The sequence below is a fragment of the Streptomyces geranii genome (assembly GCF_002954775.1).
GTDB classification, from domain to species: Bacteria; Actinomycetota; Actinomycetes; order Streptomycetales; family Streptomycetaceae; genus Streptomyces; species Streptomyces geranii.
Window position 1 is genome coordinate 398,928 of the sequence record NZ_KZ672952.1, and the last position, 26,746, is coordinate 425,673.

Below are 26,746 nucleotides of genomic sequence, written 5' to 3' on the forward strand. Positions count from 1 at the left end.
ACCTTGCAACGCGGGGTGCGGTGTGCGTGGTCAGGTCGTTTCGGTTTTGGGTGCCGCTGGGGGGCGTTCGCGGCCCAAGGGCACGACTGACGGGGTACCGGCGACCGGATCGGGAACGACGAGGCAGCGGAGTCCGAAGACCTCCTGCACGAGGTCGGCGGTCACGATCTCGGCCGGCGAGCCCTCGGCGACGACACGGCCGTCCTTCATGGCGATCAGGTGCGTGGCATAGCGGGCGGCATGGTTCAGGTCGTGCAGCACGGCGACCAGGGTGTGGCCGACGTGGTGCAGGTCGGTGAACAGCTCCATCAGCTCGATCTGATGGGTGATGTCGAGGAAGGTGGTCGGCTCGTCGAGCAGCATGATGCTCGTGTGCTGCGCGAGCGCCATGGCCACCCACACCCGCTGGCGCTGACCACCCGACAACTCGTCCACCAGGCGGCCGGACAGCTCGGTGACCGAGGTCTGGTCCATCGCTCGCAGTACGGCCTGCTCGTCGGCCTCGGTCCACTGCCGGATGAACCCCTGATGCGGATACCGGCCCCTGGCCACCAGATCGCCCACGGTGATGCCCTCGGGGGCGATGGAGGACTGCGGCAGCAGTCCGACCCGCCGCGCCACCTCCTTGGTCTTGAACGAGTTGATGTCGGCACCGTCGAGAACGACCTGCCCGGCCGACGGTTTCAACAGCCGGGACAGGCCGCGGAGCAGGGTGGACTTGCCGCACGCGTTCGGACCCACGATCACGGTGAACGACTCGTCGGGGATCTCCACCGACAGCTCTCGGGAGATGACGCGTTTGTCGTAGCCGAGAGTCGCCGACTCCACGTGGAGCCGTGAGCCGCTCGGGGACGGAGTGGACCTGGATGCGTCTCCCGCTGCCGAAAGATCGTCGACGGCGCTGGTGTGGGTACTCAAAGGTGTCTCCTGGCCTCGGTGATCAGCAGCCAGCCGAGGTATCCACCGCCGAGCATGACGGTGATGATGCCGACCGGCAACGGGGTTGGGGCGATGTGCTGGGCGATGTAGTCCGCCGTCAGACAGAGCAGCGCGCCGACCAGGGCGGCGGGAGCGAGGGTGATTCCCGCGGCGCGGGTCAACCGGCGTCCGATCTGTGGCGCGAGCAGCGAAATGAACGCGATCGGGCCCGACACGGCGGTGACCGTCGCGGTCAACGCCACCCCCAGCACGATCAGCCGGAGGCGAGTTGCCGAGACCCGCACTCCCTGGGCCGCCGCCGCGTCGTCACCCAGCTCCAGTTGCCGCATCTGCCGACTCGACATCCCCGCCAGCACCAGGAGTACGGCGACGCAGGCGGCGCCGAAGGTTACCTGGGCCGAGGAGACGCCGTTGAGTGACCCGGCTCCCCATGCCGCGGCGGCCATCGCCTTGTCCAGGTCGGCCTTGAGGATCAGCCAGGTGTTGAGCGAGCCGAGCATCGCCGAGATGCCGATGCCCACGACGATCAGGCGGAATCCCTGCACACCTCGTTGGTAGGCGAGCAGGTACACGGCGACGGCCGCCGCGGTTCCGCCGATCAGGGCTCCGCCGGCCAACTGCCAGTAGGTTCCGTTGACGAGGAGGATCACGATCAGCGCCCCGGTGTAGGAGCCCTGGGAGAACCCGATGATGTAGGGGTCGGCGAGCGGGTTGCGCATCGTCGACTGGAAGACCGCGCCGCTCACCCCCAGCGCGGCGCCGAACACCAGCGCCGCGGCGACGCGGGGCAGCCGCCACTCGACCACGATGTCGTGGGCGAGCCCGGTCGTCCCACCGGTCAGCGCGGAGATCACCTCGCCTGGACTGAGCTGGTACGAGCCGGTCATCAGCGCGAGCACGGCCATGCAGGCGATCGCCAGCGCGAGGACCGCGCAGACGATGACCGCGCGCCAGTCGAGCCGGACCGCGACCTTCCGGCGCCGCAGCACCAGCACCCGCCGCCCGAAGTCCACCCGGCGCGTCCCCGGCGACGAGGCGGTCCGGGAGGAACCAGCATGCGGATCGAGTCCGCTGCGCGTGCTCATAGCCCGCTCGCTTTCTTCTGCCGCACCAGGGCGATGAGCACGGGGGCGCCGACGAAGGCGGTGACGATGCCCACGGGGATCTCGCCGGGCCGCATCACGACCCGCCCGAGAATGTCGGAGGACAGGAGCAGGATCGGGGCCAGCAGCGCGCTGTAGGCGAAGATCCAGCGCTGGTCCGGGCCGACGATCCAGCGCGCGACGTGCGGGACCATCAGTCCGACGAAGCCGATCGGCCCGGCGATCGCGGTGGCGCCGCCGGCGAGCAGGGTCAGCGCGATGATCGCGATGATCCGGGTGCGTACCAGCCGGACGCCCTGGGCGACGGCCAGTTCGTCACCAAGGGCCATGGCGTTGAGCGGGCCTGACACCGCGAAAGCCAGGACGAGCGCGATCGCGAAGAACGGCAGGGTCGGCCACAGCAGGTCGAGCGGGCGGCTCACGATCGAACCGGCGTCCCAGGATCGCATGACGTCGAAGGCGTCCGGGTTGGTCAGTTGGAGTGCCGAACCGGCCCCCATGAGCACCGAGCCGACGCAGAGCCCGGCAAGAACCATCATCACCGGCGATTGGCCGCGTCGGGTCGATCCGAGGACGAGCACCGTGAGCGTGACGATCAGCGCTCCGCCGAAGGCGAACCACATGTAGCCCTGGATGTCGCGGATTCCGAGCAGCCCCACGGCCACCGTCACCGCGAAGGAGGCGCCCGCGTTCAGCCCGAGGATGCCCGCATCGGCCAGCGGATTGCGGGTCAGCGCCTGGATCAACGCCCCCGAGACCCCCAGCGCCATACCCACGACCAGTCCGACGACGGTTCGCGGCAGCCGGAAGTCACGGACCGCGAACTGATCGATGTCTTTCGACGGATGGAACAGGGCATCCCACACCACGGTGGGCGGGATGGCCGTCGATCCGATCATCATGCTCGCCACCAGCAACCCGAGGAGCACCGCGAGCGCGACGGCCAGGCCGATCAGACGACGACGCGGTCCGGGCACCGTTCTGGTGTCCGGACCGACGGGTCGTCCCAGGGCGAGGTCCGTCACTGCTTGGCTGCGGGGAGGGACGCCAGTGCGGTGTCGAGCGATGCCAGGTACCGCAGAACGGCGCCGTAGGAGTTGTTGCCGGGGCAGAAGACACCGAGCGCGTCACCGGACTTCACGGTGGACAGCTCCTTCCAGGTGTTGGTCTGGACCACCGGAGCGAAGGCCTCTGTCGGCTGGCCCTTGGCGTCGGCGGGGTAGGTGATCACGTTGTACTTGGACAGCTTCGTGAGCTGCTCGAAGGGCAAGGACGTGTAGGCCAGGGGGTCGGCGCCGGCGGCTGCCTTGGGGAAGTTCAGGCCGATGTCCTCCTGGGCGATTTCGACGCACCCGATGTCCGCGATGACGAACGTCCCGGGATCGGAGCTCGAGTAGCGGTCGAGATTGACGAACTTGGTGTTCTTGATGAGGCCCGCGTACTTCTGCTTCATCTCGGCGATACGTGCCTCGTAGTCCGCCTTCTGGCTGTCGAGCGCGTCCTTCACGTTGCCGGCGTCAGCAATCGAGTCGGCGAGGGTCCTCCACTCGGTGTCGAGTCCCCAGAAGGCCGTCGGGGCTATCGCCTCGAGTTGCTTCTCGATCTTCTTGAACTCGGCATCGGGAATCTGGACCAAGATGAGGTCCGGCTTGAGGCTGGCGACCTTTTCGAGGTCCACCTCGTCACCGAGGTCCGTGGCCTTCTCGTACGTCGCGCGCTGGTCCTCCGGCAACAGGCTGAGTTCGGACTCCTCCACCCCGGTGACGCCCACCGGCTTGCCACCCATGTCGATGAACGGCAGGTCCGTGTTGCCGATCGTGACGACCCGCTTCGGGGCGTTGGGGACCTTGATGTCGCCGTTGCCGGCCTTGACGGTGTGGGTCTCGTCGGTCTTGGCGGCGGTCTTGTCGCTGCTGGTGTCGGAGCTGTCGTCGGAGCTGCCGCAGGCCGTGAGGACGAGCGCGGCGCTCAGGATCGCGGCGGTCAGGGCCGCACGGCGCCGTCTCGGGTGTGTCGTGGTCATGAGTGTGCTTTTCCTTTTCTTCTTCATCGGGGCGCGGGGGGTCAGTGGGGGCCGGCGGGTACGAGTTCGTGGACTGTGGTGCCCCAACCGACGGTGTGCGTGGCTGTGCGGACCAGTCCGGCGCGAGTGATCACCGAGTCGAGTTCAGCCGCGGTGCGCAGGCCGGAGCCGTGCACGGTGAGGCCGAGCAGGTCTGCTTCGCCGTCGTGCTCGGCCAGGGCGCCGGTGTCGAAGAGCTCCTCGATCAGCAGCACCCGGCCGCCGGGGAGGAGGTTCTCGGCTGCCCGGCGCAGTGCGTGGGCGGCGTCCGGGTCGGGCAGGGCTTTGAGGGCGCGGCTGATGAACACGGCGTCGGAGGCCGGGCCGGGCTCGAAGACGGATTGCTCGATCACGCCGACCCGCGCACGCTGCTGCTCGTCGGGGATGGTGGCGGGCAGGTCGCGGCGCAGCCAGTCGGCCTGGGCGGGCAGCGCGCAGATCGTCACGCGCAGGTCGTCGTGGACGGCGACGAACTCACCGGCCTGGGCGCCCGCGCCACCGGAGTGGATCACCAGATGCCGGACCCCGGCGAGCAGTTCGGACTTGGCGATCGACATGGCCAGGGCGGGCTGGAACTTCGCCAGGCGTTCCAGGTAGCGGTCCTCGTAGTCCTGTTCGGCTCGCACGTCGGCGAAGGTCTGCCCGGTCACGGACGCGTAGGAGGGACGGCCGGTGCGGATCGACTCGGTGAGTCCATGGAGGCCGAGCGTCTCCCGGCCCACCACCCCGGCAGGGTGCAGCGTGTCGGCCATGAACTCGTTGGTCAGAACCTCGCCCACCGCCGTCAGCCCGTAGCGGCCCGGTTCGGTCTCGGTCACGATGTCCACGGTGTGCAGGTAGCGCAGCAGCTTGCCCAGCGCCCGCTCATCGCTTCCGGTCCGGCCCGCCAGGTCCGCGACACCGGTGACGCCACGGGAGATCAGCTCGGGTACGCCCAGCTCGACGGCGGTGCGGATCGCGATCGGCCGGATCAGCTCGGTCAGTTCGTGGAGCTTCTCGAACGGCGTGATCGACTTCTCGGGGTCGGGTATCGCCTCGTCGGTCTCCAGGACGACGACCTCGCCGCGGCGCCAGTATCCGGCGAACTCGATGTCCTCCTTCGGCACCGCCCGGTCTTCGACCAGATGGCGGCGCAGATCCCGTACCGCCGTGTGCTCCCCCGCGACCCAGGCGAACGGACGCCCCTCCCACCAGTCGGTGTTCCCGACCGCGTCCCGCAGAAGGCTGGTCGTACCCGCCTCGGCGCCGGCGCGTACCAACCAGGTCACCTCGACGTGCGGCAGCGCCCGCAGTTCCAGCCGGTGGGCATCCTCGGCGACCTCGACGAACACCTGTGCCCGCGCGTTGTCGGGGAGTTCGTCGAGCAGGCGGGCGATCGCGGGGATCGCGGTGTCGTCACCGGCGACAAGGAGCCAGTCCGTGTCGTGCGGGAGCGCGCGAGACGCGCTCGGGCCGTAGAAGTGGATCCTGTCTCCGACCTGGGCGCGGTACGCCCAGGTGGTGCCCACGCCGACGCCGTGCCTGACGAAGTCCACGTCCAGCTCGCCCGCCTCGGGGTCCCAGCGGCGCACCGTGTAGACCTTCGACAGGGGCCGCGGGTTCCTCGGCAGGTCCACGCCCTTCTCCTGCTGCACCGGCAGCACCGGCTCGGCATGGCCGGGGTAGCGGAACACCAGACGGACGGCGTCATCGAATCCAGGGGAGTCGAAGGCCGGTTGTGGGAAGCCGTTCGCCGAGGTGAACTCGCGGAGTTGCTCACCGCTCAGTGTGATCCGTCGCATCCCCGGCGTCAGGTCCACCACCCGCACGACTTCGACCTCCCGCAGGGTCAGGGGGTACACCGTGAGACGGCGTGAGGTCTTCGGCATGCTGAGAGCGGGCCTTTCCGATCTTCTTCCGGGCTGATGAGGTCGCGCTCCATCGACGCAGGCCTCGGATCATATTAGGTAACCCTTACCTTAAAAGCCAGCCATCAACACCGGCGGCCCGCCGCCGACTTCGGGAGTACGGTCACCGTGCGGTCGTGACCGAGTCGGGCACCGTTGCCGACGTAGTCGCAGCGTCGGGACAGAGGCCCACAAGCACCCGTTCGCGATGTCACCGGCTTGGTGACGAAGGCTCACCCCACGCGAGAGGAGATCTGATCCTCCGCCCCTGGGACCGGCTCGGCGAGGTCGTTGCCCAAGGCGATGATGCGGTTGGTGGCGTCGACGTGTACGACCTTGGGCTGGTAGCCGGCCAGTTCGGACTCCTCGGCCAGCACGAAGGACATGATGATCACCAGGTCGCCGGGGTGGACGAGATGCGCCGCCGCGCCGTTGATGCAGATCTCGCCACTGCCGGCGGGCCCGATGATGATGTAGGTCTCGAGACGGGCCCCGTTGGTGATGTCGACGACCTGAACCTTCTCACCTTCCATCAGGCCCGCGGCGCGCGCGAGGTCTTCATCGAGTGTCAGCGAACCCACGTAGTGCAAGTCGGCCTGGGTGACAGTGGCGCGGTGGATTTTTCCGCCCAGGACTTCGCGAAGCATGTCCGGCTCCTCTTCCTCTATGAGTTGTGCGGGGTGGGTTCTGCGGATAAGTCGATGCTGTTCGGGCCGACTCGCTACGCAAGGGCGGCATCGGAGGTGCCGGCGGCCTTGTCGGTGTCGTGTGTCTCGTACCGGGAGATGTGATCGCGCAACGACTTAGGGCGGATGTCGGTCCAGTGCTCGTCGATCCAGTCGAGTACTTCCTGGCGCGGTCTGCCGCCGGGTTCGCCGTACGCGATGCTCCAACCGGTCGGCACCGGCTTGAACGTCGGCCACAACGAGTGCTGCTCCTCGCGGTTGGTCAGCGCGTAGAAGGAACCGTTGTCGTCGTCGAACGGGTTCTGGGCCATGAGTGCTGCTCCTCGTTGTTCCTATCGGGGGTCGGTACGGATCGCAGCGGGCAATCGTTGCCGGGTGGCGGGGTGATCGGGCTGCTCGCCGGTGATCGCACGCAGAATGTCGGCGGCGCGGACCGCCACGTTGGACAGCAGGGACGAGGTCAGCCCGTGGCTGTGCAGGACCCCGCCGTTGAGGAAGATCCGTTCGGGAACGCCGCGCAGCCGCAGCCGGTAGTCACGCTCGACGATCGGGAGATCCCCCTCGAACGATGACGACCCGTCAATGCTCGGCCCGAGCATGCTGCGGGTGTCCGCGGAACGGAACCCGGTGGCGAAGACGGCGGCGTCGACGTCGAGCGTGGTGCTGCCCCGGTTTCCCAGGTCCCGGATCGTCACGGTGACCCCGTCGGAGGCCTCGCTCAGCCGCTCGATCCCGGTGACCCGGTGCACGATCAGCCGACGCACACCACGCGTGCTCTCGTCGTACTCACGCCGGTAGAGGTCCTTGATGAGGTCGGCGTCGACGGCGGAGTAGTTGGTCTGCCAGTGATGGTCCAGCAGTTCCCGCTTGAGTTCCGGCGGTGCCGTGTAGAACTCGTCGACCGCCTCCGGATCGAAGATGCGGTTGGCGTAGGGCGTGTCATCGGACGGGGTGTAGCCGTACCGGCGGAAGGACGCGTGCACTTCGGCAGCGGGATACGAATCGTGCAGGTACGCGGCGACCTCCGCCGCGCTCTGCCCGGACCCCACGACGAGGAATCGGCCGTGCGGACGCGAGGGCAACTCGGCAAGCCTGTTCAGCAACTGATGGTTGTGGAACACCCTGGCTCCCGGCGCGATCCCCTCCGGCAGCACCGGCCGGCTGCCGGAGCCGATCACCACATGACGTGCCGCGACCTTCGTCACCTTCGTCACCTCCGAGCCGTCGACCACGGACTCGAGCGTGACCTCGAACCTCCCGCCACTCCAGTCGATACGGGTCGCCCTCGTACCGTAGGAGACCGGGAGGTCGATCCGGCTCGCGGCCCAGCTCAGGTACCCGTGGAACTCACGTCTCGTCGGGAAGAACGTCTTGAGATTGATGAAGTCGAAGTACCGACCCTGTTCATGCAGGTAGTTCAGAAAGGTGAACGGACTGGTCGGGGTCCGCGGCGAGACCAGATCCTTCAGGAAGCTGATCTGCATGGTCGCGCCCGGCAACAACATCCCGTCATGCCACCCGAACCGCCGCCGGACATCGACGAACCTCGCCGTCAGCCGTCGGCCCGCACGACGGCGGTCGTTGAGTTCCTCGATCGCGATCGCCAGGCTCAGGTTCGACGGCCCGAAACCGATACCAAGAATGTCGACCTCGCCGTCGGCACGATCTCCCGATCCGGGACGACGGTCATCGCCCTCGGTCAACTCATCCTTCGTCATCCGGGATTGGCCCCTTTTGGCACAGGTCGCGAACGAACGGCGCAATGACCGGCCATCCCTCATCGAGGGCCAACCGTAGCACCAATAACTTAGGTAAACCTAACCTCAGTTGGTGTGCGCCGCAAGCCATCGCGACACACCTCTGAGGAGATCGCCGGTCCGATCGGCGGCTCAGGCGAGCGAGCCGGCACGTCGCCCGATCACCATTCCCGCGGTCAGGCCGGCACCTGTCGGGTAGTTCGCGCTGAAGAGCCCGCCGAGCGTCTCACCACACGCGAAGAGTCCGGGGATGGGCTCACCCGACCGATCGAGCACCCGGCCGTCGACGTCACCGCGAAGGCCACCGAAGGTGAAGCTGATTCCACAGGTCACCGCATACGCGTAGTACGGCGGCGCCTCGACCGCCGCCGCCCAGTTGCTCTTGACGGGCTCCACCGCCGCGCTGCGGCCGTCCTTGATCGTCGGATCGAGCGGACGGCTGGTGTCGATCGACGAGTTGAACTCCCGAACCGTCCGCACGAATCCGTCGACATCGACATCCATGGCCGCGGCAAGCTCTTCGACGCTGTCGGCGACGAGCGGGACGATCCCGGGCATCTCGTACTCGTACGCCGCCAGCATCGGGCGCGACTTCGCGTCGAACACCTGAAACGCCACCGAACCCGGCTGTTCGAGGATCACCTTGCCGTACTTCGCGTACGTGTAGTTGCGAAAGTCCGCGCCTTCGTCGAAGAACCGCTGACCCCGGCGGTTGACGACGATGCCGAGCGGATAGCCGTACCTGCTGAGCCGGTTCGTCAAGGCCCGATTGCTCTCGTTCTCGGGAAACGACGCGTCCCACGGAACGCTGTGGCAGGTCGACCAGTCGCCTCCACGATCCGCGCCAATCTCCAGCGCCGCGCCTATCAGGTCACCGGTGTTGTACGGCGTGCCACGCACCTTCGCGTGCTGCCAGCCGTCGCCCAGGTAGCGCTGACGCCATTGCGGATTCGCCTCGAAACCGCCGCTGGCGATCACCACCGACTCCGCCGTCAGCTCCTGATCGCCCATCCGAACGCCGACGACCGCACCACCGTCAGTCATCAGCCCCGTGACCGGGCAGTCGTAGCGCACCTCGACTCCGAGTCGTGACGCGACGCGCTCATGAGCCGACATCAGCCCAGGTCCGCCGTCGACGTTGCACACGTGCGATCCACCCCAGAACACGAAGGTGCCGTCGGGATGTTGGTGAGCCTGCCGCTCGTACATCAACTGGAATCGCAGCCCCAGCGAATGCAGCCAGCGGACGGCGTCACGCGAGCCTTCGACGACAGCCTCGGCGAGTTCCTTGTCGCCCCGCCCTCCGGTGACCCGCTCCAGATCGGCCAGGAACTCCGCCGCCGGATAAGGGGGGACCTCGGTACGCGCGTGGCGCTCATCAGGGTCGAGGACCTGGAGCAGGTCGCCGAGCCCGTCGTGCACCATCCGGGTCGAACCCAGGGTGTAGTAGCTGTTCCCACCGGCGTGCGCCCGCGGCGCCTTCTCCAGCAGCACTACGCGTCGCCCGCGCTCGGCCGCCGCGTGAGCTGCGCAGTAACCGGCGTTTCCGCCGCCCACCACCACAACCTCCGGATCGCGCATGTCCACCTCCCCACCGACAGCCGCATCCCTTCGGGAACCAAGCTGCCTCGTCAACCCAGGTGATCTGCCACCGCCAGCCCGACCGGCCGGAACCGACCGTGGCCAGGCCGAGCGGCGGCCCTGTCCGTGTGAGCCGCGGCCGGTCCTTGGCCCGCCGCTCACTCTGCAGCAATGCAGCTTAGCCTTACCTAAATTGAATGATCGTGTGTTCTGGACCACTGCCACCGAGGTGACGAGTCGGGCGAGGCGGCGCTTGCGGAGGCAACTTCCGGCATCCAGAACCGCCCCGCCCGCAGATCCCGTCCGCGGGACTCAGGCACTGGAGGCGGGCGGCCAACATAGGTTAGGCTAACCATATGAATCGAGTTGCTGTGTTGGGGTCCCGCGGGCGGATGGGCGTGGCGTCGATCCGCGCGATCGAGGCCAGCTCCGACTTGACCGTGGTTGCCGAGATCGACGTTGATGACGACGTACAGGACATCGTCGACCACAACGCCGATGTCGTGCTCGTGTTCTCGCCGCCGGACGTTGCCCACGAGCAGGTCCAGTGGTGCATCAAGCAAGGCGTTCATGTGGTGGTGGGGACATCCGGCTTCGACGAGCGGGCTGTGGAGCAGATCCGCGCCGCGCTGGTCGACCATGGTGACGTCAGCGTGTTCGTCGTTCCGAACTTCTCGCTCGGTGCGGTGCTGATGACCAAGTTCGCCACCAAGGCCGCCCCGTTCTTCGAGTCGGTCGAGATCATCGAGATGCATCATCCTGACAAGGCTGACGCACCATCAGGAACCGCGCTGCACACGGCCGAACTGATCGGTCGCGCTCGTGCCGAAGCGGGTTGCGCCCAGTCACCCGATGCCACCTACCTCGACCCGCATGGCGTGCGGGGCGGGCGGATCGAGGGAGTCTCCGTACACTCGGTCCGAGTCCGTGGGTTCATGTCGTCGCAAGAGGTGCTGTTCGGCGTCGACGGCGAGATCCTGAGGCTGCGATACGACTCCGTGACACGCGAGTCCCTCATGCCCGGAGTGCTCACCGCGCTGCGCGCCGTCCCGAGTCTCACCGGAGTGACGGTCGGACTCGACGCCGTACTCGGCCTGGACTGACCAGATTCCGACTCTCTCCGCATGACGATCAACGACCTCGGTGCAGGTGAAGGCGACACCGCGTCCCTGACCACGCCGGCGCAGCCGGACGATCAGACGGTCGTACGGCGCCTGGTCGGGGTAGCCGAGTCCACCATTGCCGGTGACGACGTGCACATCGCCGTAGCCGGTGGCGGTCAGCGCTTGTGAGGCTTTCGCGGTCACGTCCGGGTCGATGTCGATCGTGGTCATCAGGCCGCGCGGCCGGTCAACTGGGCGAGAAGACAGGCGTGTCCAGCAGGGACCCGTTCAACCTCGTTGAGCTGCGCGCACCCCGCCCTGCGGACCTCGGCGACCCTCTCCGCGCGCAGCGTCGTCGGCGACTGTGAGCTGGACGGTGCTCGCCGAGAAGACAGCGGGGTCCACTCGGTACAGCCCGAGGCAGTCAACGGCGAAGGTGGTGCTAAGCCAACAAGCACGTCCGGACGGGGCCGTTGAGGCATCGCTTGGCGATGGTCATCGTCGTGGGCCGGGTGATTGACCAGGTGACCGTGGAAGCGGCGGTCACCGATGCGCACCTTGCTTCGCTGCTCGGGCGGCACCGCGTGCGCGGATGGGTACCTCCTGGTGGCAAGGTCGAGCCGGGCGAAACGCCTCGGACAGCTGCGGCCCGCGAACTCGCGGAGGAGGCCGGCGTGGCGAGCGAGTTGCTGCCGGTGCCGGCCGCGATGGCTGTCCGCTCCCTCCGTTGATCTACCTCACCGGCCTGGCCGTCCATCAACCGGCTGCGCGAACAACTCCTGAAGATCTTCCCGGCCTTGGAGCGTGCCCTGACCCGCAAGGGCCAAGGGCTCGTCGTCGCGGCCACCGGTGGAGACCTTGCAGCTTTCGGCACCCCGGACCGGCTGCTGATCGTCACCTACGCCCAGTTCCGGCTCGTCCCCGCCCGCATCCCGACGGGAGTTCAGGAACCTTGCCCACGAAGACCGGACCTCCGGCCAGCGCACCGAAACCCTCAACACCAGGACCAGGAAGACCACTTGGTTCGAGCGCGCGCGAGCCCCGGGACTCCTTGGAAGTCCCGGGGCCGCGGTGCCCGGAGTGGGCGGTGGGTCAGGCGAGGGGGTGGCCCTTGCCGTAGTAGGTGCCCAGTTCGTCGTGGTAGCCCTGGTTGCCGAGGTGCTTCTCTCGGTCGAACTCCGGAGCGTCCTTGATCTCCTGCTTGGTGCGGCCGACGAAGACCTTCCGCTCCTGCGGGTCGATGCCGATGACCGTGCTCGCCGGGAGCAGCACCTCCTTGCCGAAGATCCACACACCGGTGTCCACCACCAGGTAGGCGGCGCCGGCCTCGTCGGAGTGCTTGTCGACCTTGCCGATACCGCCGTCCGTGGCCTCCACCTTGAAGCCGACGAGGTCCACGCCCGACTGACGGCCGGCCGTCGAACCGTAATTCCACATATTCTCGGTCACCCGAAAACAACTCCTCCGGTAAACGGAGAACGGCAGGGATTTCCGCCGTTCCTCCTTTTTCCGTACGTCCTGTGCGACGGTCTCAGTGACCGTCCCGTCTGCGAGTGCCCAACGTCCTTGGTCTCACTCACATCGGATCCATCATTCTTTCTTGAAACGCATTGACGCAGGTCAGCTACCAGCGATACCTGCGTCCGCTCCCGCCCTTCGGACGGGCGACGAATCCGATCAGCCACAACACCAGAACGGCAATGGCAACCCACCACAGGATTTTCAGTGCGAAACCCGCACCGAAAAGAATCAGGACCAGCAGAAGAACGAGAATCAGGGCCTGCCCGGGTGAGTCCGGGCGTCTCACCGAGGGCCGACCGAGCCGTCCGTCAGGGCGATCCGGGCGGTCACACTCTTGCCCGCCGGTTCCAGCCGGACCTGGAACGCCTGGACGACGGCCATGACGATCTCCAGCCCGTGCTGGCCGACCCTTCCCGGCTCGACCGGGCGGGCCACGGGCAGCACCCGGACTCCGTCCCGTACGGTCACCTCCACCGCGTCGTCCACGATGCGCAGCTCCATCCGCAGTGGCCCGGGAGCGTACTTGTGGGCGTTGGTGACCAACTCGCTCACGACCAGCTGGGCGAGGCCGACGGCCCGCGTGGAGACGGCCATGCCGTGATCGGCCCGGGCCCGGCCGAGGAAGTCCGCCATCAGGTGGCGGGCTCGGGCGATGCAGGTTCCGTCGCCGTCGCTGTCCCCGTCGTCGTCGCCGTCCAGAGCGATGATGACGGCTGCCGGACGGCTGTCCGGCTCCCCCTGGGCATCACCATCGACAGACTTCACGCCGTGTCACCTTCGTTTCCGTCGTCTGTCGGCGGATACCCGGTCCGGGGCGGCTCATGTTCCTCTCACCCGCATTACCCGTAGTACTCCCGTATCCCCCGATTGTCCGAGCCCAGCTCCCCGTGGGGTCCGGGCCCGCACTCAACGGCGTCAACACGCTTGTCCGCGTCCACACCCTCGCCCCACCCCGTGCCGTAGCCTGCGGACGCCAGCAGTGGCACACATTTACGAATATCGAAGGAGTATCCGAATGGTGAAGCGAGACAACGCTGCGGACCTGATGGGGCTCCTGTCGAACGGCGACCGGGATCTGGCCGCCATGTGGGTCGCGGAGGTCGCGGGGTCGCTGGGGAGCCGGGTGGGCTCCGCGGAACTCGACCGGGAACTGCGGGAACTGTACGAGGCCCTGGTCCAGGCCCTGCGCCAGGGCGCCGTCGACGTCCACTCGGAGGAGATGTCCGAAGTCCGCGCCCTGCTGGCCGAGTTGTCCCGCAACCGGGCCCGTCAGGGGTTCTCGCCGAGTGAGACCGCCATCAGCGTCTTCGCGCTGAAACGGGTCCTCGAACCCATGCTGGAGAACGGCTCCGCCGACGAGATCCCCGCCTATCTGCGGCTCGCCCGGATCCTGGACGGGCTGGGGCTCTTCACCATCGAGACCTACACGCGGACACGCGACGAACTCATCACCGCGCAGGCGGAGCAGCTCCTCGAACTGTCCACGCCTGTCGTCCGGTTGTGGGACGGGGTCATCGCCGTACCGCTGGTCGGCACACTCGACTCGGCGCGGACCCAGGTCGTGATGGAGAAGCTGTTGCAGGCCCTCGTGGACACCGGCTCGGAGCAGGCCATCATCGACATCACGGGCGTTCCGGCCGTGGACACCCAGGTCGCCCAGCATCTGCTCAAGACCATCGTCGCCGCCCGGCTGATGGGCGCCGAGTGCACCGTGTCCGGCATCAGTCCGCAGATCGCCCAGACCATCGTCGCGCTGGGCATCGAGTTCGACGGCATCGTCACGAAGGCGAGCCTGGCCGACGCCCTCAAACTGGCCCTGCGCAGGTCCGGCGTGGACATGGTCGCGCACACCGGTACGCGGCGATGAGCGAGCGCATTCCGATCCTGCGGATCGGCGACACCCTGCTGGTGTCCGTCCAGACCGACCTGGAGGACCAGACCGTCCTCAACCTCCAGGAAGACCTGGCCGACCAGATCGTGGCCAGGTCCGCCCAGGGCGTCATCATCGACATCAGCGCCCTGGAGATCGTCGACTCCTTCGTGGGACGCATGCTTGCGACGATCGCCGCCATCTCCCGCATGCTCGACGCAAGGACCGTGGTCGTCGGCATGCGCCCGGCGGTGGCCATCACCCTGGTCGAACTGGGCCTCTCGCTCGGCGGCGTCAGCACCGCCCTCGATCTGGAGAAGGGGCTGGCGAAACTGAGCCGGCCCACCAGTTCGGCCCCGCAGTGACCGCGCCCTGGACGGTCGACGAAGAGCCCCGGGTCCATCCCGTCGCGCGCAGCGGCGATCTCGTCCACGTCCGTCAGGTCATCCGGGTACTCGCCCAGCGGTGCGGCCTGTCCCTGGTCGACCAGACGAAACTGATCACAGCGGCGAGCGAACTCGCCCGGAACGCACTGATCTACGGCGGCGGTGGCACGGTCAGGGCCGGCCTGGTCGAGGCGAACGGCAGACGCGGTGTGGCCGCCGTCTTCGAGGACTCGGGCCCGGGCATCTCCGACGTCGGACAGGCGATGACGGACGGCTGGACATCGGGCAGCGGCCTGGGCCTGGGCCTGAGCGGGGCCCGACGCCTCGTCGACGACTTCGAACTCAGCACCGTACCGGGCGAGGGAACGGCCGTGACCATCGTGAAGTGGGCACGGTGAACACCACGACCGTCGTGCACGTCGAGGACGTGGCATGGTTCCGCGACGGTGCGTCGCTGGCGTCGGCCGCACGGGGCGCGGCGGCCACGCTGGCCCGGCGCCTCGGTCTGGGCGAGCACCGCTCGGCGGAGGTGGCCCTGGCCGTCACCGAGGCCGCCACGAACGTACAACGGCACGCCGAGGACGGGGCGTTGCTGCTGCGCGCGGTCCGCTCCGACGGCGCGGCAGGGGTGGAGTTCGTCACCGTCGACTCGGGCCCCGGGATGACCGACGTGTCCGCCGCCCTCAGCGACGGAACGTCGAGCGCCGGCACCCTGGGGATCGGGCTCGGCGCGGTCTCCCGGCTCGCCGACCATTTCGACCTGCACTCCGTACCGGGCCGCGGCACGGTCATGACCGCGCAGTTCTGGCCACGCACCGGGGACGGCAGAGCGGCCGTCCCCGTGCCGGGTGCCTCCCCCGTGGACGGCGTGACGAGGCCCATCAGCGGCGAGAGCGTGTGCGGGGACGCGTGGGCCGTACGCACCCTCACGGTCGAGGGCGCGCGCCCGGTGGTCCTGCTCATGCTGTGCGACGGTCTGGGTCACGGTCCTCTCGCGGCCCGCGCCAGCCAGGCGGCGGTCAAGGCGTTCCACGAGACGCGCGATCTCAGTCCGGAGGGCGTCCTCAACGCCGTTCACCCCTCGCTGCGGGGTACCCGGGGCGGGGCGGTCGCCGTGGCGCGGATCGAGCCCGACGCGGGGCGGGTGCTGTACTGCGGCATCGGCAACGTCAGCGGTTTCCTCCTCGCCGACGACGGGCGCCGCGCCCTGCTCTCGGCCCCCGGAATCGTCGGCTCGCACATGAGGCGACTGCGGACGTTCGAGGAACCCCTCCCCGTTCACGGTGCCTTGGTGATGCACTCGGACGGACTGACCGAACGGTGGGACCACACGGCTCTCCCCGGTCTGCTGCACCACTCGCCGCTCGTCGTCGCGGGCCATCTGCTGCGCGAGGCGGGTGTACGACGGGACGACGCCGGCGTGGTCGTGGTCAAGGGGGCCTGGTGACCGAGGACGGGCGAGGGAGCACAGCGGCCGAGGCTCGCGCACCGGGTCCACGCGGCGGCCCGTCGTACGCGGACCGTCCGCCCGTTCCGGTGACGTCCTTCGGTCTCTCCTCCGCCCAGGACGTGTTCGGCCTGCGCCGCCGCGCACAACAGGCCGCCGCCGCGCTGGCGTTGGACCACCAGGACCAGGTCAGACTGGCGACGGCGCTGAGCGAACTGGGCCGGGAACGGCTCGGTTCTCTCGATCTGCGGGTCTCCTTCGACCTGGACACGACTGATCGGCCGGCATCCCTCGTCGTCACCTTCGACTGGAGCGTGGGGCCCCCGCCCGCCCCGGAGACAGTCGACCTGGCCAGGAAGCTCGTACAGGTCAGGCACCAGGCGGACTCAGGGGCCAACCGTGTCGTCATCACCCAGCCGCTGCCCTCGGACGGGGCCGGCGCGGCCGAACGGCGCACCCGCCTCGCGGAGGCGCTGAGGGACGGGACTCCGTCGACCGAGGCGGACGATCTCCGGGCCCGGACACAGGATCTGATCGCCACGTTGGAGGAGACCCGCGCCCAGCGGGAGGAACTCCGTCGGGTGAACGAGGAGTTGGAGGAGACCAATCGCGGAGTCCTCGCCCTCTACTCCGAGTTGACCCAGGAACTGGAGACCACCAACAGCGGCGTGCTGGCACTGCACTCGGAACTGGAGGACAAACGACACCAGTTGCAGGAGGCCGGCGAGGCCAAGACCAGGTTCTGGACCAATGTCAGCCACGAGCTGCGCACTCCGGTCAACTCGGTGGTCGCGCTCTCCACCCTGCTGCTGGCGCCCAGTTCGCCGCCGCTCACCGAGGAGCAGCGGGAACAGATCAACCTCGTCGCGTCCTCCGGCCACACACTGCTGTCACTCGTGAACGACCTGCTGGACGTCGCCAAGGCCGAAGCCGGTCACCTCGACATCCATCCCCGGCCCGTGGATCTACGACTGCTCGTCGCCCACCTCGGCGGCCTGCTGCGGAGCGGCTACGACCACGACCGGGTCACCCTCGTCACCCCCGGCCTCGAACAGCAGCCGACACTGGTGACCGACGAGACACTGCTGGTCCGCATCCTGCGCAATCTCCTGTCCAACGCCCTGAAGTTCACCGAGCGGGGCGAGGTGCGCCTGGACATCGCCGTCGACCCCGAACCGTCGCCCCACGCAGTGCTGTTCACTGTCACCGACACGGGAATCGGGATCCCACCCGACGAACTCGGCCGCGTCTTCGAGGCGTTCTACCAGGTCCGCGGCCCGCACCAGAACGGGCGGCCGGGCACCGGCCTGGGCCTGCCCTACGCCCGCACACTCGCCGAGCTGCTCGGCGGCTCCCTCACCCTCACCAGCACCGTGGGCGTCGGCACCCGGGTGCGGGTACGGCTGCCGGACCTCGGCCTCCGGCCCCTGAAGGAACCGGACATCGAAGGGTCAGGTCATGCCCGATAGCGTCCAGGATCTCTCGCCCGCGACCGTCCTGGTCATCGACGACAGCGAGACGAACCGCTACGTCCTCACCAGCTGGCTCCGGCGCGCGGGGCACACGGTCATCGGCGCCGCCACCGGTGAACAGGGGCTCACCCGGCTGGACTCCGCCGAGGTCGACGCGCTCCCGGATCTCGCAATCATCGACGTCCGGCTGCCCGACATGAGCGGCTTCGAGATCAGCGAACGCCTCAAGGCAGATCCACGCACGGCCCATCTGCCGATCATCCAGATCTCCGCCGCCGCGATCAGCCCCGACGATCACGCCGAAGGGCTGAGACGCGGCGCGGACGCCTACCTCGACCAGCCCATCGACCCCGGCGAACTCCTCGCCACCGTCAGCGCCACCCTGCGCTACTCCAGGGCCCGCGGGCGGGCCGAGAAGCTCGCGCAGCGCCTCATCGCGCTGAACGAGGCGACGCTGGACGTCTACAGCGCGATCGGCTTCCGCTCCTTCGCGTCGGCGGCCACCGGCGGTGCGGCGACCGTCCTGGGCAGTCCGGCCGGCGCGGTGTTCCTCTCGCCGCAGGGGCAGGCCGTCCACAGCATGAGCGACGGTCCGCGCGCCACCGTACAGATCAGTCCCGCGCATCCGGGCCTCCTGGACCGGCTCGCGGCGCACGGTCTGAACCAGGACACCGGAGCCAGGGTCGTCCGTGTCCCGCACAGCCGGTGGCGAGCCCTGCTGCCGGGCGACCACCTCCACGGAGAGATCGCCCTGGCCGCCTCCCGCACCAAGCGCGGGCGTCCGCCCGTCTGCCTGGCCGTCCCCGCGACCGCCCTGCGCGACGCCGACGACGAGCGGCTCTTCCAGCAGCTGGCCAACACCAGTGCCCTGGCCCTCGAAGCCCTGCGGACCTACAACGAGGAACACGCCCTGGGCCTGGCCCTCCAACGCTCCTTCCTCCCCAAGGAGTTGCCGACCGTCCCCGGCATCGAACTGGGCTTCCGCTATCTGCCCGCCTCCGAACACGCGGAGATCGGCGGCGACTTCTACGAAGCGGTCCAGACAGTGAACGGTCTCCTCCTGGCCATCGGAGACGTCGTCGGCCACTCGCTGACCGCCGCGACCGTCATGGGCGAAGTACGCCACGCCCTGCGTGCCTACGCCATCGAGGGCCACCCTCCGCACCACATCCTGCAGCGCCTGGAAACGCTGCTGGGCCAGTCCCAGCCCGGCCTCACCGTGACCCTCTGCCTCGCCCTCGTCACCCCGGGCAACCGCCAACTGCACATCGCCAACGCCGGCCACATCCCCCCGCTGGTGATCGACCCACGGGACGGGCCACGGTTCCACCACCCGCACGGTCCGCTCCTGGGCCTGGGCCTCCCCCACCCGCCGCCGACCGTCCTGCCCGCCCCGCCCGGCACCCGCCTGCTCATGGTCACGGACGGACTCGTCGAGGTACGTACGACCCATCTCGACACCTCCCTCGACGAGTTCCGGGACGCCGTGGCCGACGGCCCGGAAGACCTTGAGGAACTGTGCGATCTGCTGCTCGCCCGCTTCGGACGCGACAAAGACGACGACATCGCCCTGATCACAGCCCTGTTCACGTGAGCGCTCGCGACGCCCTTGTGCAGCTTGCGTGAAAAGCTGGGTAGACGGTGTGTCCAGGCGACGTCGACACAGGAGGACGCGGTGGACTGGGGCCGGTTCGCGCAGCAGATGGCAGCGATGGCACGGGACCTTCTGGCACAGGAGTCGGTGGACGCCACGCTGGAACGGATCACCGCGTCGGCCACCGAACTGGTGGACGGCTGCGACGCGGCCGGCATCCTCGTACAGCACGACGCGACGACGGAGACCCTCGCCCCCACCGACCAACTGGTCGTCGACAGCGACCTGCTGCAGTACCGGCTGCGTGAAGGGCCGTGCTTCGACGCCGCCCGCGCCGCGCAGGGCGAGCGGGTCTTCCGTATCCACGACCTCACCGCCGAGCAGCGGCGCTGGCCCGTGTACGCCCCGCAGGCCCGTGCGCTCGGAGTGGGCAGCATGATGGGCTTCCTGCTGTTCACCGACGACGAGGACCTGGGCGCGCTGAACCTCTACTCCCGCGAGCCAGGCGCGTTCACCGAGACCAGCGAGCTGGTCGGCTGGCTGCTGGCCTCGCACGCCGCGGTCGCCTTCTCCAGCGCCCGCACCCACGCCCAACTGGAACAGGCCGTCACCACCCGCCATGTCATCGGCGAGGCCATGGGCATCATGATGGGCCGCCACCGCGTCACCGAGAAGCAGGCGTTCGACATGCTGCGCCGCTCATCGCAGCTGACCAACGTCAAGCTCCGTGAGGTCGCCCGACAGGTGTGCGAGAAGGGCAGCCTCCCGTGACCCCGGCCGGGCACGACGTGTCCATCTGCCTTCCTGCTCTCCTGTTCCGGTACGCCTGACGTCGTGCGCCTGACCTGGTACGCGGTCAGCGCCTCGTCGTGAGCCGCGGATCGGCCTCCTTCTCGGGCTCCTCCTCGGACCCGTCGTCAGGCGCGTCATCGGGCTCGCTGTCGTTCTCGGCCTTCTCCCGGACGTCTCGCGGTGTGGGTGCGACGACGCTCCGCTCCTCCGCGGACCGTTCACGCGTCTTCTCGTCGACCGGAGGTGTGTCGTCGTCACCGGGGGTGTTCATGGGGTTCCCCTCTCTCGGGTTTCGGGCAGCGCTGCGGCAGCTATGCCTTGTGCTGCATGGAGCGGCGTGCGGGGTTGCCCTGGTCCGTCGCCTTCGGGTCCTTCTCCTGGGACTTCGCCCGTACGCCGTCGGCGATGCGTTTGCCGGTCGATTCGTCGATCCTCGACCAGTAGGCGAAGGCGCGTTCGAGGACGGGCTCGCTCACCCCGTTGAGGAGGTGGCCGACGACGTTGTCGACCAGGCGGTCACGGGCCGCGTCGTCCATGACCTCACGGATCAGCGTGCCCGGCTGCCCCCAGTCGTCGTCCTCCGGGTGGGACACGTATGCCGTACGAGTGATCTCACCGTCCGCCGCCCAGCCGGGCGGGGTCCCGTAGCGGGCCGTGTCGGCGGCCGGACCGCCCTTGGAATTCGGCGCGTAGACGGGGTCCGTGGCCTTCCGGTAGGCCATCGCGCCGTCCTTGGAGTACGTGTGGACGTCGACGACGGGCGCGTTGACGGGAAGCTGCTGGTAGTTGGCGCCGATCCGGTGGCGGTGCGCGTCCCCGTACGAGAACAGGCGGGCCAGCAGCATCCGGTCCGGGCTCGGCCCGATGCCGGGGACGAGGTTGTTCGGCTGGAAGGCCGCCTGCTCGATCTCGGCGTGGTTGTCCGTCGGGTTGCGGTCGAGCGTCATACGGCCGACCGGGATGAGCGGGTAGTCACCGTGCGGCCACACCTTGGTCAGGTCGAACGGGTTGAACCGATAGCCCGCGGCGTCCTGGTACGGCATGACCTGCACATGGAGGGTCCAGCTGGGCCACTCCCCGTCACGGATGTGCTCGAAGAGATCACGCGTGTGGTAGTCCGTGTCGACGGCGGCCATCTGGTCGGCCTCGTGCTGGGTGAAGAACTCGATGCCCTGGTCGGTCCTGAAATGGTATTTCACCCAGAACCGCTCACCGTCGGCATTGATCCACATGTACGTGTGCGACGAGTAGCCGTTCATATGACGCCACGTCCGCGGAATTCCACGGTCGCCCATCAGCCAGGTGACCTGGTGGGCGGATTCCGGGGAGAGCGTCCAGAAGTCCCACTGCATGTCGTGGTCGCGAAGGTTGTTGTCCGCGCGGCGTTTCTGGGACCGGATGAAATGCTGGAATTTCATCGGATCCTTGATGAAGAAGACCGGCGTGTTGTTGCCGACCATGTCGTAATTGCCTTCGCTGGTGTAGAGCTTCACCGCGAAACCGCGCGGGTCCCGCCAGGTGTCCGGGCTGCCGCGCTCCCCCGCCACGGTCGAGAACCGGACGACCAGGTCGGTGCGCGTACCCGGCTGGAACACGGCCGCCCTGGTGTAGGCGCTCACGTCGTGGGTCACCTCGAAGTTCCCGAAGGCGCCGCTGCCCTTCGCATGCGGCTGGCGCTCGGGAATCCGCTCCCGGTTGAACTGCGCCATCTGCTCGATCAGATAGGCGTCCTGCAGCAGGACCGGCCCTCCGGGACCGACGGTCAGCGAGTGCTCGTCGCTCTCCACCGGAGCGCCCGAGTCGGTCGTGGTGGCCGGGCGGATCTCTGTCATGACATTTCTCCTGTCACCTGTCGCCTGTCGACGGGTCTCACCGCCATCGCGCGGGACGGGCACACACCGGAACGCGCCACGCGCCGGACTCGGCCCGACGGACCGACGTCGCCACCGCCGACCCGTCCGAGGCCCACAGACCGCGTGACCCCGAGCGGCCACACCAAACATCGCCCGCCTCGCCGGGGCGGATGCGTCCGCGCCCCTCTCGGCCATACCGCTGGGCTCGACGTCCATCGTCAGCTCCACGCGGGTGTGCGTGTCGTCGAGTCGCTCGAACCGGACCGAGCCACGCTGCTCGGTGTCGAACTCGCGCCACACCCCGCCGATCTTGGTCCTCCAGTGGTTGTGCCGGTCGTCGAGCTGCCGTACCTCCTCGACACCCTCCATGAACCTCGGGAACTCCTCGAACTGGGTCCACTGGTTGTAGGCGGCGTGGACGGGAGCGTCCACCTGCACTCCGGGCGGCGGCGACCGGTGACCGGCGCGGGATTCACTCGTTTGACGCAACGAAAGGTCACACGCCCCGCCCGGAAAGGATCCCGTTCATGCACCTTCGCCCGTTCCGGCGCAGCGCCGAGGACGCCAGGCTCCGCGTACTGGACGCCGAGTCGGTCCTCCTGGAGCAGTACGGGGACCTCGTACGTCTGGCCCATCTCGTTCTTCCCGCGTCGCTCGGCCGGCATCGCCGAGTGCTGCTGGCGCACTCCTTGGTACAAGGCGCCTTGTCCGGCGCGCGGACCGGCCCGGTCGAACGGTCGTTGTGGGTGGCGGTGTTGCGGGGCGCTCTGGCGTACGGGCACCGTCCGTATCCGTGGCCCCGGCTCCCCTTCGTCGTGGGGCTGCGGCTGTTCCCGCGTTCGGGCGGGGCCGCGGAACTCGCCCTGGCGCAGCGGCTGTCGGAGGTGTCGGCCGCCGGGCGTGCCGCGTTCGTCCTGTGCGTGGCGCACGCGCTGCCCGATGCCGCCGTGCACGACCTGCTCAAGGACGCCGGTGCTGCCGACCCGGCCGACGCGCTGCGTGCCGCGCGGTCGGTGGAGGCGGGTCTCGGGGAGTCGGCCGCCGCGCTGCTGGTGGCGCAGGAGTTCGACGCCTGTGCCCTCCAGGCGGGCCCCACCGATCTGGTGGGCCGTCGAAGGCGGGCCCGGCTGGGCCTGGGGGTGGCGGCCGTCGCCGTGGTGACCGCGGGGGTGCTGGTGGCGACCGCCGCCGGTGGTGCGGCTCCCCCGGCGGACCGGTCCGTGCCGGTGGCGGCCGGGGGTGCCGGGCCCGCGACGGCGGACCTGGTACGGGCGCCGGCCGGGCTGTGGGACAACACCTCGCGCGTCGACTTCACCGCGTGGCCCGCCCGGGGCTCCCTGGTGCGTGACGAAGCCCTGCTGGGCCGCGCCCTGACGTCGTGGACGCACAGGCCCGCCGGGACACGGGTAGCCCTCGCCGCCGCCACGACCGCAGACCCGCCGGTGTCCGCGCCGCAGTTGCTGTACGCGGGCGACGTCGACGGCCGTGCCGTGGTGCTGCTGTACGACGGTCAACGCCTCGCCCGCTACAGGGAGCCCGGTCCCTCGGGGCGGGCACCGGAGCTGAGTCTCGCCCGGGTCGACGACGCGGACGTGACGACGGCGGCGGCCGTCACGCTGGGCGCGGAGGACGGCCACGCGCGCTATGTGCTGGCTCCGTGGGTCGCCGAGGCGCAGACCCGGGACCTGACGCGGCCCGAGGTGCTCGGCCGGCCGTTGCGAGTGACGGCGGACGGTGTCACCGATCCGGTGCCGGTCGTTCCGGCGGCGGACCGCTGCGGCAGCCGTCCGGTGCTGCAACTGCGGTCCTCCGAGCGGATCGCCGAACGGCACGCCTTCCTGCTCGCCGGGCTGGGGGACCTGTCCCCGGCGCATCTGACCTACACCCCGCTGCCGAGGCGCGGGACGCCTCCCGCCCGGCAGCCCCGGGAGGCCACCGGTACGGCGGCGCTGCTGGCCTGGGCCCACCAGGCCTGTTCCCTGGAATCGGCGGGGAGCACCGGTGTGCGGGCCGTCAACGTATGGGACTTCGCCGAGCAGCAGCTGCCGGACGGTGGCGGGCGTGCCGTGTGGAGTTGTGCCCGCGCGGACGGTTGGCGGGGGTCGGGGGACGTGACGGTGTCGTTCCGGACGAGCCGGGACGCGGCCGACGCACCGGCCCGCGCGGTCGCCCGGGCGCAGGAGACCGCCGCGTGCAGCCGGTTCGGCCAGCACGTCGTGGCCGCTCGGGGCTGGCGTTCGCCGAAGAACCGCTGGTTCGTGCTGGCCGCGGGCAGCCGTGCCGTGGTCAGGCTCTCGGTGAGCGGGGGCGTGTCGGCCGTCAAGGGGGCGCGGACACTGGCGGTGCCGGCGCCCCGGGAGCCGCGCGTGGTCGTACGGGCGCGGCTGAACACGGGTGAGGAGCTGGACGGCGTCGGTTCCCGCTGACCCGTCGGTCGCCGTCCCCCGGGAACGCCTTGGAACAACCCCGAGGGCGGCGACGGTCGCGGCGAGGACCACGCCGGCCGAGGTGATCACTCCCCCGGCGCCGACCGGTCCGCGCGGCACATCCTCACGTACGCCATGTCGCAGCGACTCCTCCCGGACCCGGGACATGAGGAAGATGTTGCAGTGCACGCCCTCGGCACGGGCCCGGGCTTCGAGGAGAGCTACCGCCTTGCGGCCCGCATCTTCGGTGAGCGGACGCGGGCCGCAGGCGTGCGGCGCGTCGTCGCGCCGGCTCAGTGCGTGCTGTACGCGGGCGTTGCCGCGCCCTTCGCTAGAAGGTCAGGTTCCAGGCGTCGATCTTGCCCGTGTCGGAGGCGGCGTTGTCGTTGACGCGCAGCTTCCAGGTGCCGTTCGCGACCTCCGAGGAGGCGTTCACGGTGTACGTCTGGGCGATGTTGTCGGCGCTGCCGCCGGTGTGGTTGTGCAGCGTGTAGACGGTGCCGTCCGGGGCCACCAGGTCGACCTTCAGGTCACCGATGTAGGTGTGCTTGATGTCCACGCCCACCTTGAGGGTGGCCGGGGCGTTGCCGGTCACGCCGGTGACGGCGATCGGGCTCTCCACGGTCGCGTTGTCGTTGACGGCGAAGTCCGCGAGGTTCTCGAAGTACGCGCCGGGCGGCGGGGTCGTCCCGACGGCCTTGAGGGCGTCGACCTGTCCCTCGCCGAAGAACGCGTTGCTGGCCGTCGTACCCGTGCAGCGGCTGTCCGAGGGGCAGGCGATGTCGTTGGCCTGCGTGGCCAGCTTGGCGCGGATCTGCGCCGGGGTGATGCCCGGGTTCGCGCTGGCGATGAGTGCCGCCACGCCGACCACGTGCGGGGTGGCCATCGACGTGCCGCTCTTGCTGCCGTAGCCGCCGCCGGGGACGGTGGAGTACACGCTGCTGCCGGGCGCCGCGACGTCGATGACGCCCTGCCCGAAGTTGGAGAACGAGGCCTTGGTGACGCCCGTGCCGTTGGCCGCGACCGTGACTACGCCCGGCAGTTCGGTCGGGATGTCGAGGCAGGCGTTGGTGATGGTGCGGGTGACCGGCGTCGAGTCGTTCGGGCTCGCGGAGTCGGTCGTCTTGTGGGCGAGGTCGTAGTTCTCGTTGCCCGCGGCGGCGATCTGGAGTGAGCCCTTGCTCTCGGCGTACTCCTGGGCGCGCGTGACGCCCTCGATGATGGCGGCCTGGTCGATGTTGTCCGGGCAGTTGAACTGCCACGGGTCCGTGTAATAGCTGTTGTTGGTGACCTGGAAGCCGTGGTCACCGGCCCAGACGAAGCCGCAGATGGTGTTCTCGGCGAAGAAGAAGGCGTTGCCCGGCTCGGCGACCCGGACCGCGGCGATCTTCACTCCGGGGGCCACGCCGACGACGCCCTTGCCGTTCTTGGCCGCGGCGACGGTGCCCGCCACATGGGTGCCGTGCGTGTCGACGTCCCGCCAGGCGCCGGCACGGGTGTCGGGCTTGCCGTAGGCGCAGGAGACCGAGTCGGCCGCGTCGAAGTTGGGCGCCAGGTCCTGGTGCTGGTCGTCGACACCGGTGTCAAGGATGCCGACCTTGACGGAGGCGGAGCCCGGGTTCACGGCCCAGGCCTGGTCGGCCTTGATCTGGCTCATGTCGGCGCGGACCGGTTCTCCGGCCGGGGTCGTGGCCTGGGACGGATTGGCCGGGAGCGCAGGGTTGTAGGCGTCGGCCGGGACGTCCGAGGTGCGCGTGGCGCCGACCTTCTGCACGCCGGAGACACCGCGCATGGTGGCGGCGAACCCGCTGGACGCCGAGTGGGCGACGATCACGCCGATGGCGTCGAAGTTCGAGAAGACACTGCCGCCGTTGGCCGCGATCGCGGAACGGACCGCCGAGCTGTCACCGGGGGCGGTGATCACGAGGTAGGCACGCGTGCCGGCCACCCAGGCCGCGCTCGCGCTCTGGGAAGCCGGCACGGCGGCCGGAGCGAGGGCCTTGGCGGCCGGCGCGGTGGAGGGGACGACGGGGAGCCTGCCCGCGAGGGCGCCCGGGGCGCCGAACGCGAGGGCGGCGCCGAGCGTGGCCGCCAGCACCAGCGTGCGTCTGGGGCGGCTGGATATGTGGGGTATCAAAGCGTCCTCCGGAGACAGCCCGACCGTGCCGAGGGCACCGGCCGGGCCGTACGAAACGAGTGGTCGATGCAAGATGTCAGGTGCATGCCCCTGTGCGGAAGTACCTTTCCGCGCCGCGACGCCAAAGGGAC

Annotated in this window: 26 protein-coding genes and 3 pseudogenes; 11 read left to right on the forward strand and 18 right to left on the reverse strand. The window is 69.2% G+C overall.

Features of this window, described 5'->3' with window-relative positions:
- Positions 1–30 precede the first annotated feature (30 nt).
- The 9 genes from CW359_RS01505 to tcuA all read right to left on the reverse strand — a co-directional run bounded on the left by CW359_RS01505 (position 31) and on the right by tcuA (position 10,014).
- On the reverse strand, positions 31–918 hold the full coding sequence (locus CW359_RS01505; protein ID WP_105967828.1) for an ABC transporter ATP-binding protein: 888 nt from the start codon (positions 916–918) through the stop codon (positions 31–33).
- On the reverse strand, positions 915–2,024 hold the full coding sequence (locus tag CW359_RS01510) for a FecCD family ABC transporter permease (RefSeq protein ID WP_105967829.1): 1,110 nt from the start codon (positions 2,022–2,024) through the stop codon (positions 915–917). Before CW359_RS01510 ends, CW359_RS01505 begins: the two co-directional genes overlap by 4 nt.
- Positions 2,021–3,019, reverse strand: a complete 999-nt coding sequence (locus CW359_RS01515) for a FecCD family ABC transporter permease (RefSeq protein ID WP_232838160.1) — start codon at positions 3,017–3,019, stop codon at positions 2,021–2,023. Before CW359_RS01515 ends, CW359_RS01510 begins: the two co-directional genes overlap by 4 nt.
- A 44-nt stretch (positions 3,020–3,063) precedes the next feature.
- Positions 3,064–4,065, reverse strand: coding sequence for an ABC transporter substrate-binding protein (locus CW359_RS01520; protein WP_105967830.1), 1,002 nt, complete (start codon positions 4,063–4,065; stop codon positions 3,064–3,066).
- A 41-nt stretch (positions 4,066–4,106) separates the two neighbouring features.
- A complete protein-coding gene (locus CW359_RS01525; RefSeq protein WP_105967831.1) occupies positions 4,107–5,972 on the reverse strand; it encodes a siderophore-interacting protein in 1,866 nt (621 codons plus the stop codon).
- 251 nt (positions 5,973–6,223) lie between these two features.
- A complete protein-coding gene (panD, locus tag CW359_RS01530; RefSeq protein WP_105967832.1) occupies positions 6,224–6,637 on the reverse strand; it encodes an aspartate 1-decarboxylase in 414 nt (137 codons plus the stop codon).
- 74 nt (positions 6,638–6,711) lie between these two features.
- A complete protein-coding gene (locus tag CW359_RS01535) occupies positions 6,712–6,987 on the reverse strand; it encodes an MbtH family protein (RefSeq protein ID WP_105967833.1) in 276 nt (91 codons plus the stop codon).
- Between the two features lie 21 nt (positions 6,988–7,008).
- On the reverse strand, positions 7,009–8,394 hold the full coding sequence (locus CW359_RS01540) for a lysine N(6)-hydroxylase/L-ornithine N(5)-oxygenase family protein (protein WP_198655034.1): 1,386 nt from the start codon (positions 8,392–8,394) through the stop codon (positions 7,009–7,011).
- 171 nt (positions 8,395–8,565) lie between these two features.
- Positions 8,566–10,014, reverse strand: a complete 1,449-nt coding sequence (gene tcuA / locus CW359_RS01545) for an FAD-dependent tricarballylate dehydrogenase TcuA (RefSeq protein ID WP_105967834.1) — start codon at positions 10,012–10,014, stop codon at positions 8,566–8,568.
- A gap of 356 nt (positions 10,015–10,370) precedes the next feature.
- Here tcuA and dapB point away from each other — a divergent pair, with 356 nt between their 5' ends.
- Both dapB and CW359_RS45715 read left to right on the forward strand, forming a co-directional pair.
- On the forward strand, positions 10,371–11,117 hold the full coding sequence (gene dapB, locus CW359_RS01550) for a 4-hydroxy-tetrahydrodipicolinate reductase (protein WP_105967835.1): 747 nt from the start codon (positions 10,371–10,373) through the stop codon (positions 11,115–11,117).
- A gap of 21 nt (positions 11,118–11,138) precedes the next feature.
- The gene (locus tag CW359_RS45715) at positions 11,139–11,306 is read left to right on the forward strand and encodes a hypothetical protein (protein WP_198655070.1); all 168 of its coding nucleotides are present in this window, start codon (positions 11,139–11,141) and stop codon (positions 11,304–11,306) included.
- On the opposite strand, the pseudogene CW359_RS47480 reads toward CW359_RS45715, so the two are convergent.
- Positions 11,265–11,348, reverse strand: a pseudogene (locus tag CW359_RS47480) (hypothetical protein); the annotation flags it as partial. The gene CW359_RS45715 and the pseudogene CW359_RS47480 sit on opposite strands and share 42 nt — an antisense overlap.
- Positions 11,349–11,608: 260 nt before the next feature.
- On the opposite strand from CW359_RS47480, the gene CW359_RS01555 reads away from it, so the two are divergent.
- Positions 11,609–11,848, forward strand: coding sequence for an NUDIX domain-containing protein (locus CW359_RS01555; protein ID WP_105967836.1), 240 nt, complete (start codon positions 11,609–11,611; stop codon positions 11,846–11,848).
- 361 nt (positions 11,849–12,209) lie between these two features.
- Here the strand turns inward: CW359_RS01555 and CW359_RS01560 are convergent, their stop codons facing one another.
- The 3 genes from CW359_RS01560 to CW359_RS01570 all read right to left on the reverse strand — a co-directional run bounded on the left by CW359_RS01560 (position 12,210) and on the right by CW359_RS01570 (position 13,346).
- The gene (locus tag CW359_RS01560; protein ID WP_232838162.1) at positions 12,210–12,566 is read right to left on the reverse strand and encodes a PRC-barrel domain containing protein; all 357 of its coding nucleotides are present in this window, start codon (positions 12,564–12,566) and stop codon (positions 12,210–12,212) included.
- A gap of 175 nt (positions 12,567–12,741) precedes the next feature.
- A complete protein-coding gene (locus CW359_RS46220; RefSeq protein ID WP_105967838.1) occupies positions 12,742–12,924 on the reverse strand; it encodes a hydrophobic protein in 183 nt (60 codons plus the stop codon).
- The gene (locus CW359_RS01570) at positions 12,921–13,346 is read right to left on the reverse strand and encodes an ATP-binding protein (RefSeq protein ID WP_105968196.1); all 426 of its coding nucleotides are present in this window, start codon (positions 13,344–13,346) and stop codon (positions 12,921–12,923) included. The genes CW359_RS46220 and CW359_RS01570 overlap by 4 nt, the downstream gene beginning before the upstream one ends.
- Positions 13,347–13,653: 307 nt before the next feature.
- On the opposite strand from CW359_RS01570, the gene CW359_RS01575 reads away from it, so the two are divergent.
- From CW359_RS01575 to CW359_RS01605, 7 genes are all read left to right on the forward strand, one after another.
- Positions 13,654–14,505 (forward strand): STAS domain-containing protein, encoded by an 852-nt coding sequence (locus CW359_RS01575; protein WP_105967839.1) that lies wholly within the window; start codon positions 13,654–13,656, stop codon positions 14,503–14,505.
- Entirely contained in the window at positions 14,502–14,873 is a 372-nt protein-coding gene (locus CW359_RS01580; RefSeq protein WP_105967840.1) for an STAS domain-containing protein, read from the forward strand. Before CW359_RS01575 ends, CW359_RS01580 begins: the two co-directional genes overlap by 4 nt.
- 80 nt (positions 14,874–14,953) lie before the next feature.
- On the forward strand, positions 14,954–15,292 hold the full coding sequence (locus tag CW359_RS01585; RefSeq protein WP_408647444.1) for an ATP-binding protein: 339 nt from the start codon (positions 14,954–14,956) through the stop codon (positions 15,290–15,292).
- Entirely contained in the window at positions 15,280–16,341 is a 1,062-nt protein-coding gene (locus tag CW359_RS01590) for an ATP-binding SpoIIE family protein phosphatase (protein WP_105967842.1), read from the forward strand. The genes CW359_RS01585 and CW359_RS01590 overlap by 13 nt, the downstream gene beginning before the upstream one ends.
- A gap of 89 nt (positions 16,342–16,430) precedes the next feature.
- A complete protein-coding gene (locus CW359_RS01595) occupies positions 16,431–17,810 on the forward strand; it encodes a sensor histidine kinase (RefSeq protein WP_105967843.1) in 1,380 nt (459 codons plus the stop codon).
- Positions 17,800–19,407: a fused response regulator/phosphatase gene (locus CW359_RS01600; RefSeq protein ID WP_105967844.1), complete on the forward strand. Its 1,608-nt coding sequence runs from the start codon at positions 17,800–17,802 to the stop codon at positions 19,405–19,407. The genes CW359_RS01595 and CW359_RS01600 overlap by 11 nt, the downstream gene beginning before the upstream one ends.
- Before the next feature lie 81 nt (positions 19,408–19,488).
- Positions 19,489–20,178: a GAF and ANTAR domain-containing protein gene (locus CW359_RS01605; RefSeq protein WP_232838163.1), complete on the forward strand. Its 690-nt coding sequence runs from the start codon at positions 19,489–19,491 to the stop codon at positions 20,176–20,178.
- An 85-nt stretch (positions 20,179–20,263) separates the two neighbouring features.
- Here CW359_RS01605 and CW359_RS01610 read toward each other — a convergent pair whose 3' ends face one another.
- The 3 genes and pseudogenes from CW359_RS01610 to CW359_RS46225 all read right to left on the reverse strand — a co-directional run.
- Positions 20,264–20,470 (reverse strand): hypothetical protein, encoded by a 207-nt coding sequence (locus tag CW359_RS01610; RefSeq protein WP_105967845.1) that lies wholly within the window; start codon positions 20,468–20,470, stop codon positions 20,264–20,266.
- 40 nt (positions 20,471–20,510) lie between these two features.
- On the reverse strand, positions 20,511–22,031 hold the full coding sequence (locus CW359_RS01615; protein WP_232838200.1) for a catalase: 1,521 nt from the start codon (positions 22,029–22,031) through the stop codon (positions 20,511–20,513).
- A 231-nt stretch (positions 22,032–22,262) separates the two neighbouring features.
- Positions 22,263–22,490: pseudogene (locus CW359_RS46225) on the reverse strand (SRPBCC family protein); the annotation flags it as partial.
- An 89-nt stretch (positions 22,491–22,579) separates the two neighbouring features.
- On the opposite strand from CW359_RS46225, the gene CW359_RS01620 reads away from it, so the two are divergent.
- Positions 22,580–24,478 carry a hypothetical protein gene (locus CW359_RS01620; RefSeq protein WP_105967847.1) on the forward strand — a complete coding sequence of 633 codons (1,899 nt, stop codon included), beginning with the start codon at positions 22,580–22,582 and terminating at the stop codon, positions 24,476–24,478.
- 30 nt (positions 24,479–24,508) lie between these two features.
- Here CW359_RS01620 and CW359_RS44870 read toward each other — a convergent pair.
- Positions 24,509–24,676: pseudogene (locus CW359_RS44870) on the reverse strand (MMPL family transporter); the annotation flags it as partial.
- Positions 24,677–24,809: 133 nt separating this feature from the next.
- Positions 24,810–26,576 carry a S8 family peptidase gene (locus CW359_RS01630; protein WP_105967849.1) on the reverse strand — a complete coding sequence of 589 codons (1,767 nt, stop codon included), beginning with the start codon at positions 26,574–26,576 and terminating at the stop codon, positions 24,810–24,812.
- Positions 26,577–26,746 lie beyond the last annotated feature (170 nt).

Coding starts and splice junctions, on each gene's coding strand:
- CW359_RS01510 (WP_105967829.1), bottom strand. CDS start 2,024: ATGAGCACGCGCAGCGGACTCGATCCGCATGCTGGTTCCTCCCGGACC.
- CW359_RS01520 (WP_105967830.1), bottom strand. CDS start 4,065: ATGACCACGACACACCCGAGACGGCGCCGTGCGGCCCTGACCGCCGCG.
- CW359_RS01525 (WP_105967831.1), bottom strand. CDS start 5,972: ATGCCGAAGACCTCACGCCGTCTCACGGTGTACCCCCTGACCCTGCGG.
- panD (WP_105967832.1), bottom strand. CDS start 6,637: ATGCTTCGCGAAGTCCTGGGCGGAAAAATCCACCGCGCCACTGTCACC.
- CW359_RS01535 (WP_105967833.1), bottom strand. CDS start 6,987: ATGGCCCAGAACCCGTTCGACGACGACAACGGTTCCTTCTACGCGCTG.
- CW359_RS01540 (WP_198655034.1), bottom strand. CDS start 8,394: ATGACGAAGGATGAGTTGACCGAGGGCGATGACCGTCGTCCCGGATCG.
- tcuA (WP_105967834.1), bottom strand. CDS start 10,014: ATGCGCGATCCGGAGGTTGTGGTGGTGGGCGGCGGAAACGCCGGTTAC.
- dapB (WP_105967835.1), top strand. CDS start 10,371: ATGAATCGAGTTGCTGTGTTGGGGTCCCGCGGGCGGATGGGCGTGGCG.
- CW359_RS45715 (WP_198655070.1), top strand. CDS start 11,139: ATGACGATCAACGACCTCGGTGCAGGTGAAGGCGACACCGCGTCCCTG.
- CW359_RS01555 (WP_105967836.1), top strand. CDS start 11,609: ATGGTCATCGTCGTGGGCCGGGTGATTGACCAGGTGACCGTGGAAGCG.
- CW359_RS01575 (WP_105967839.1), top strand. CDS start 13,654: ATGGTGAAGCGAGACAACGCTGCGGACCTGATGGGGCTCCTGTCGAAC.
- CW359_RS01580 (WP_105967840.1), top strand. CDS start 14,502: ATGAGCGAGCGCATTCCGATCCTGCGGATCGGCGACACCCTGCTGGTG.
- CW359_RS01600 (WP_105967844.1), top strand. CDS start 17,800: ATGCCCGATAGCGTCCAGGATCTCTCGCCCGCGACCGTCCTGGTCATC.
- CW359_RS01610 (WP_105967845.1), bottom strand. CDS start 20,470: ATGAACACCCCCGGTGACGACGACACACCTCCGGTCGACGAGAAGACG.
- CW359_RS01615 (WP_232838200.1), bottom strand. CDS start 22,031: ATGACAGAGATCCGCCCGGCCACCACGACCGACTCGGGCGCTCCGGTG.
- CW359_RS01620 (WP_105967847.1), top strand. CDS start 22,580: ATGCACCTTCGCCCGTTCCGGCGCAGCGCCGAGGACGCCAGGCTCCGC.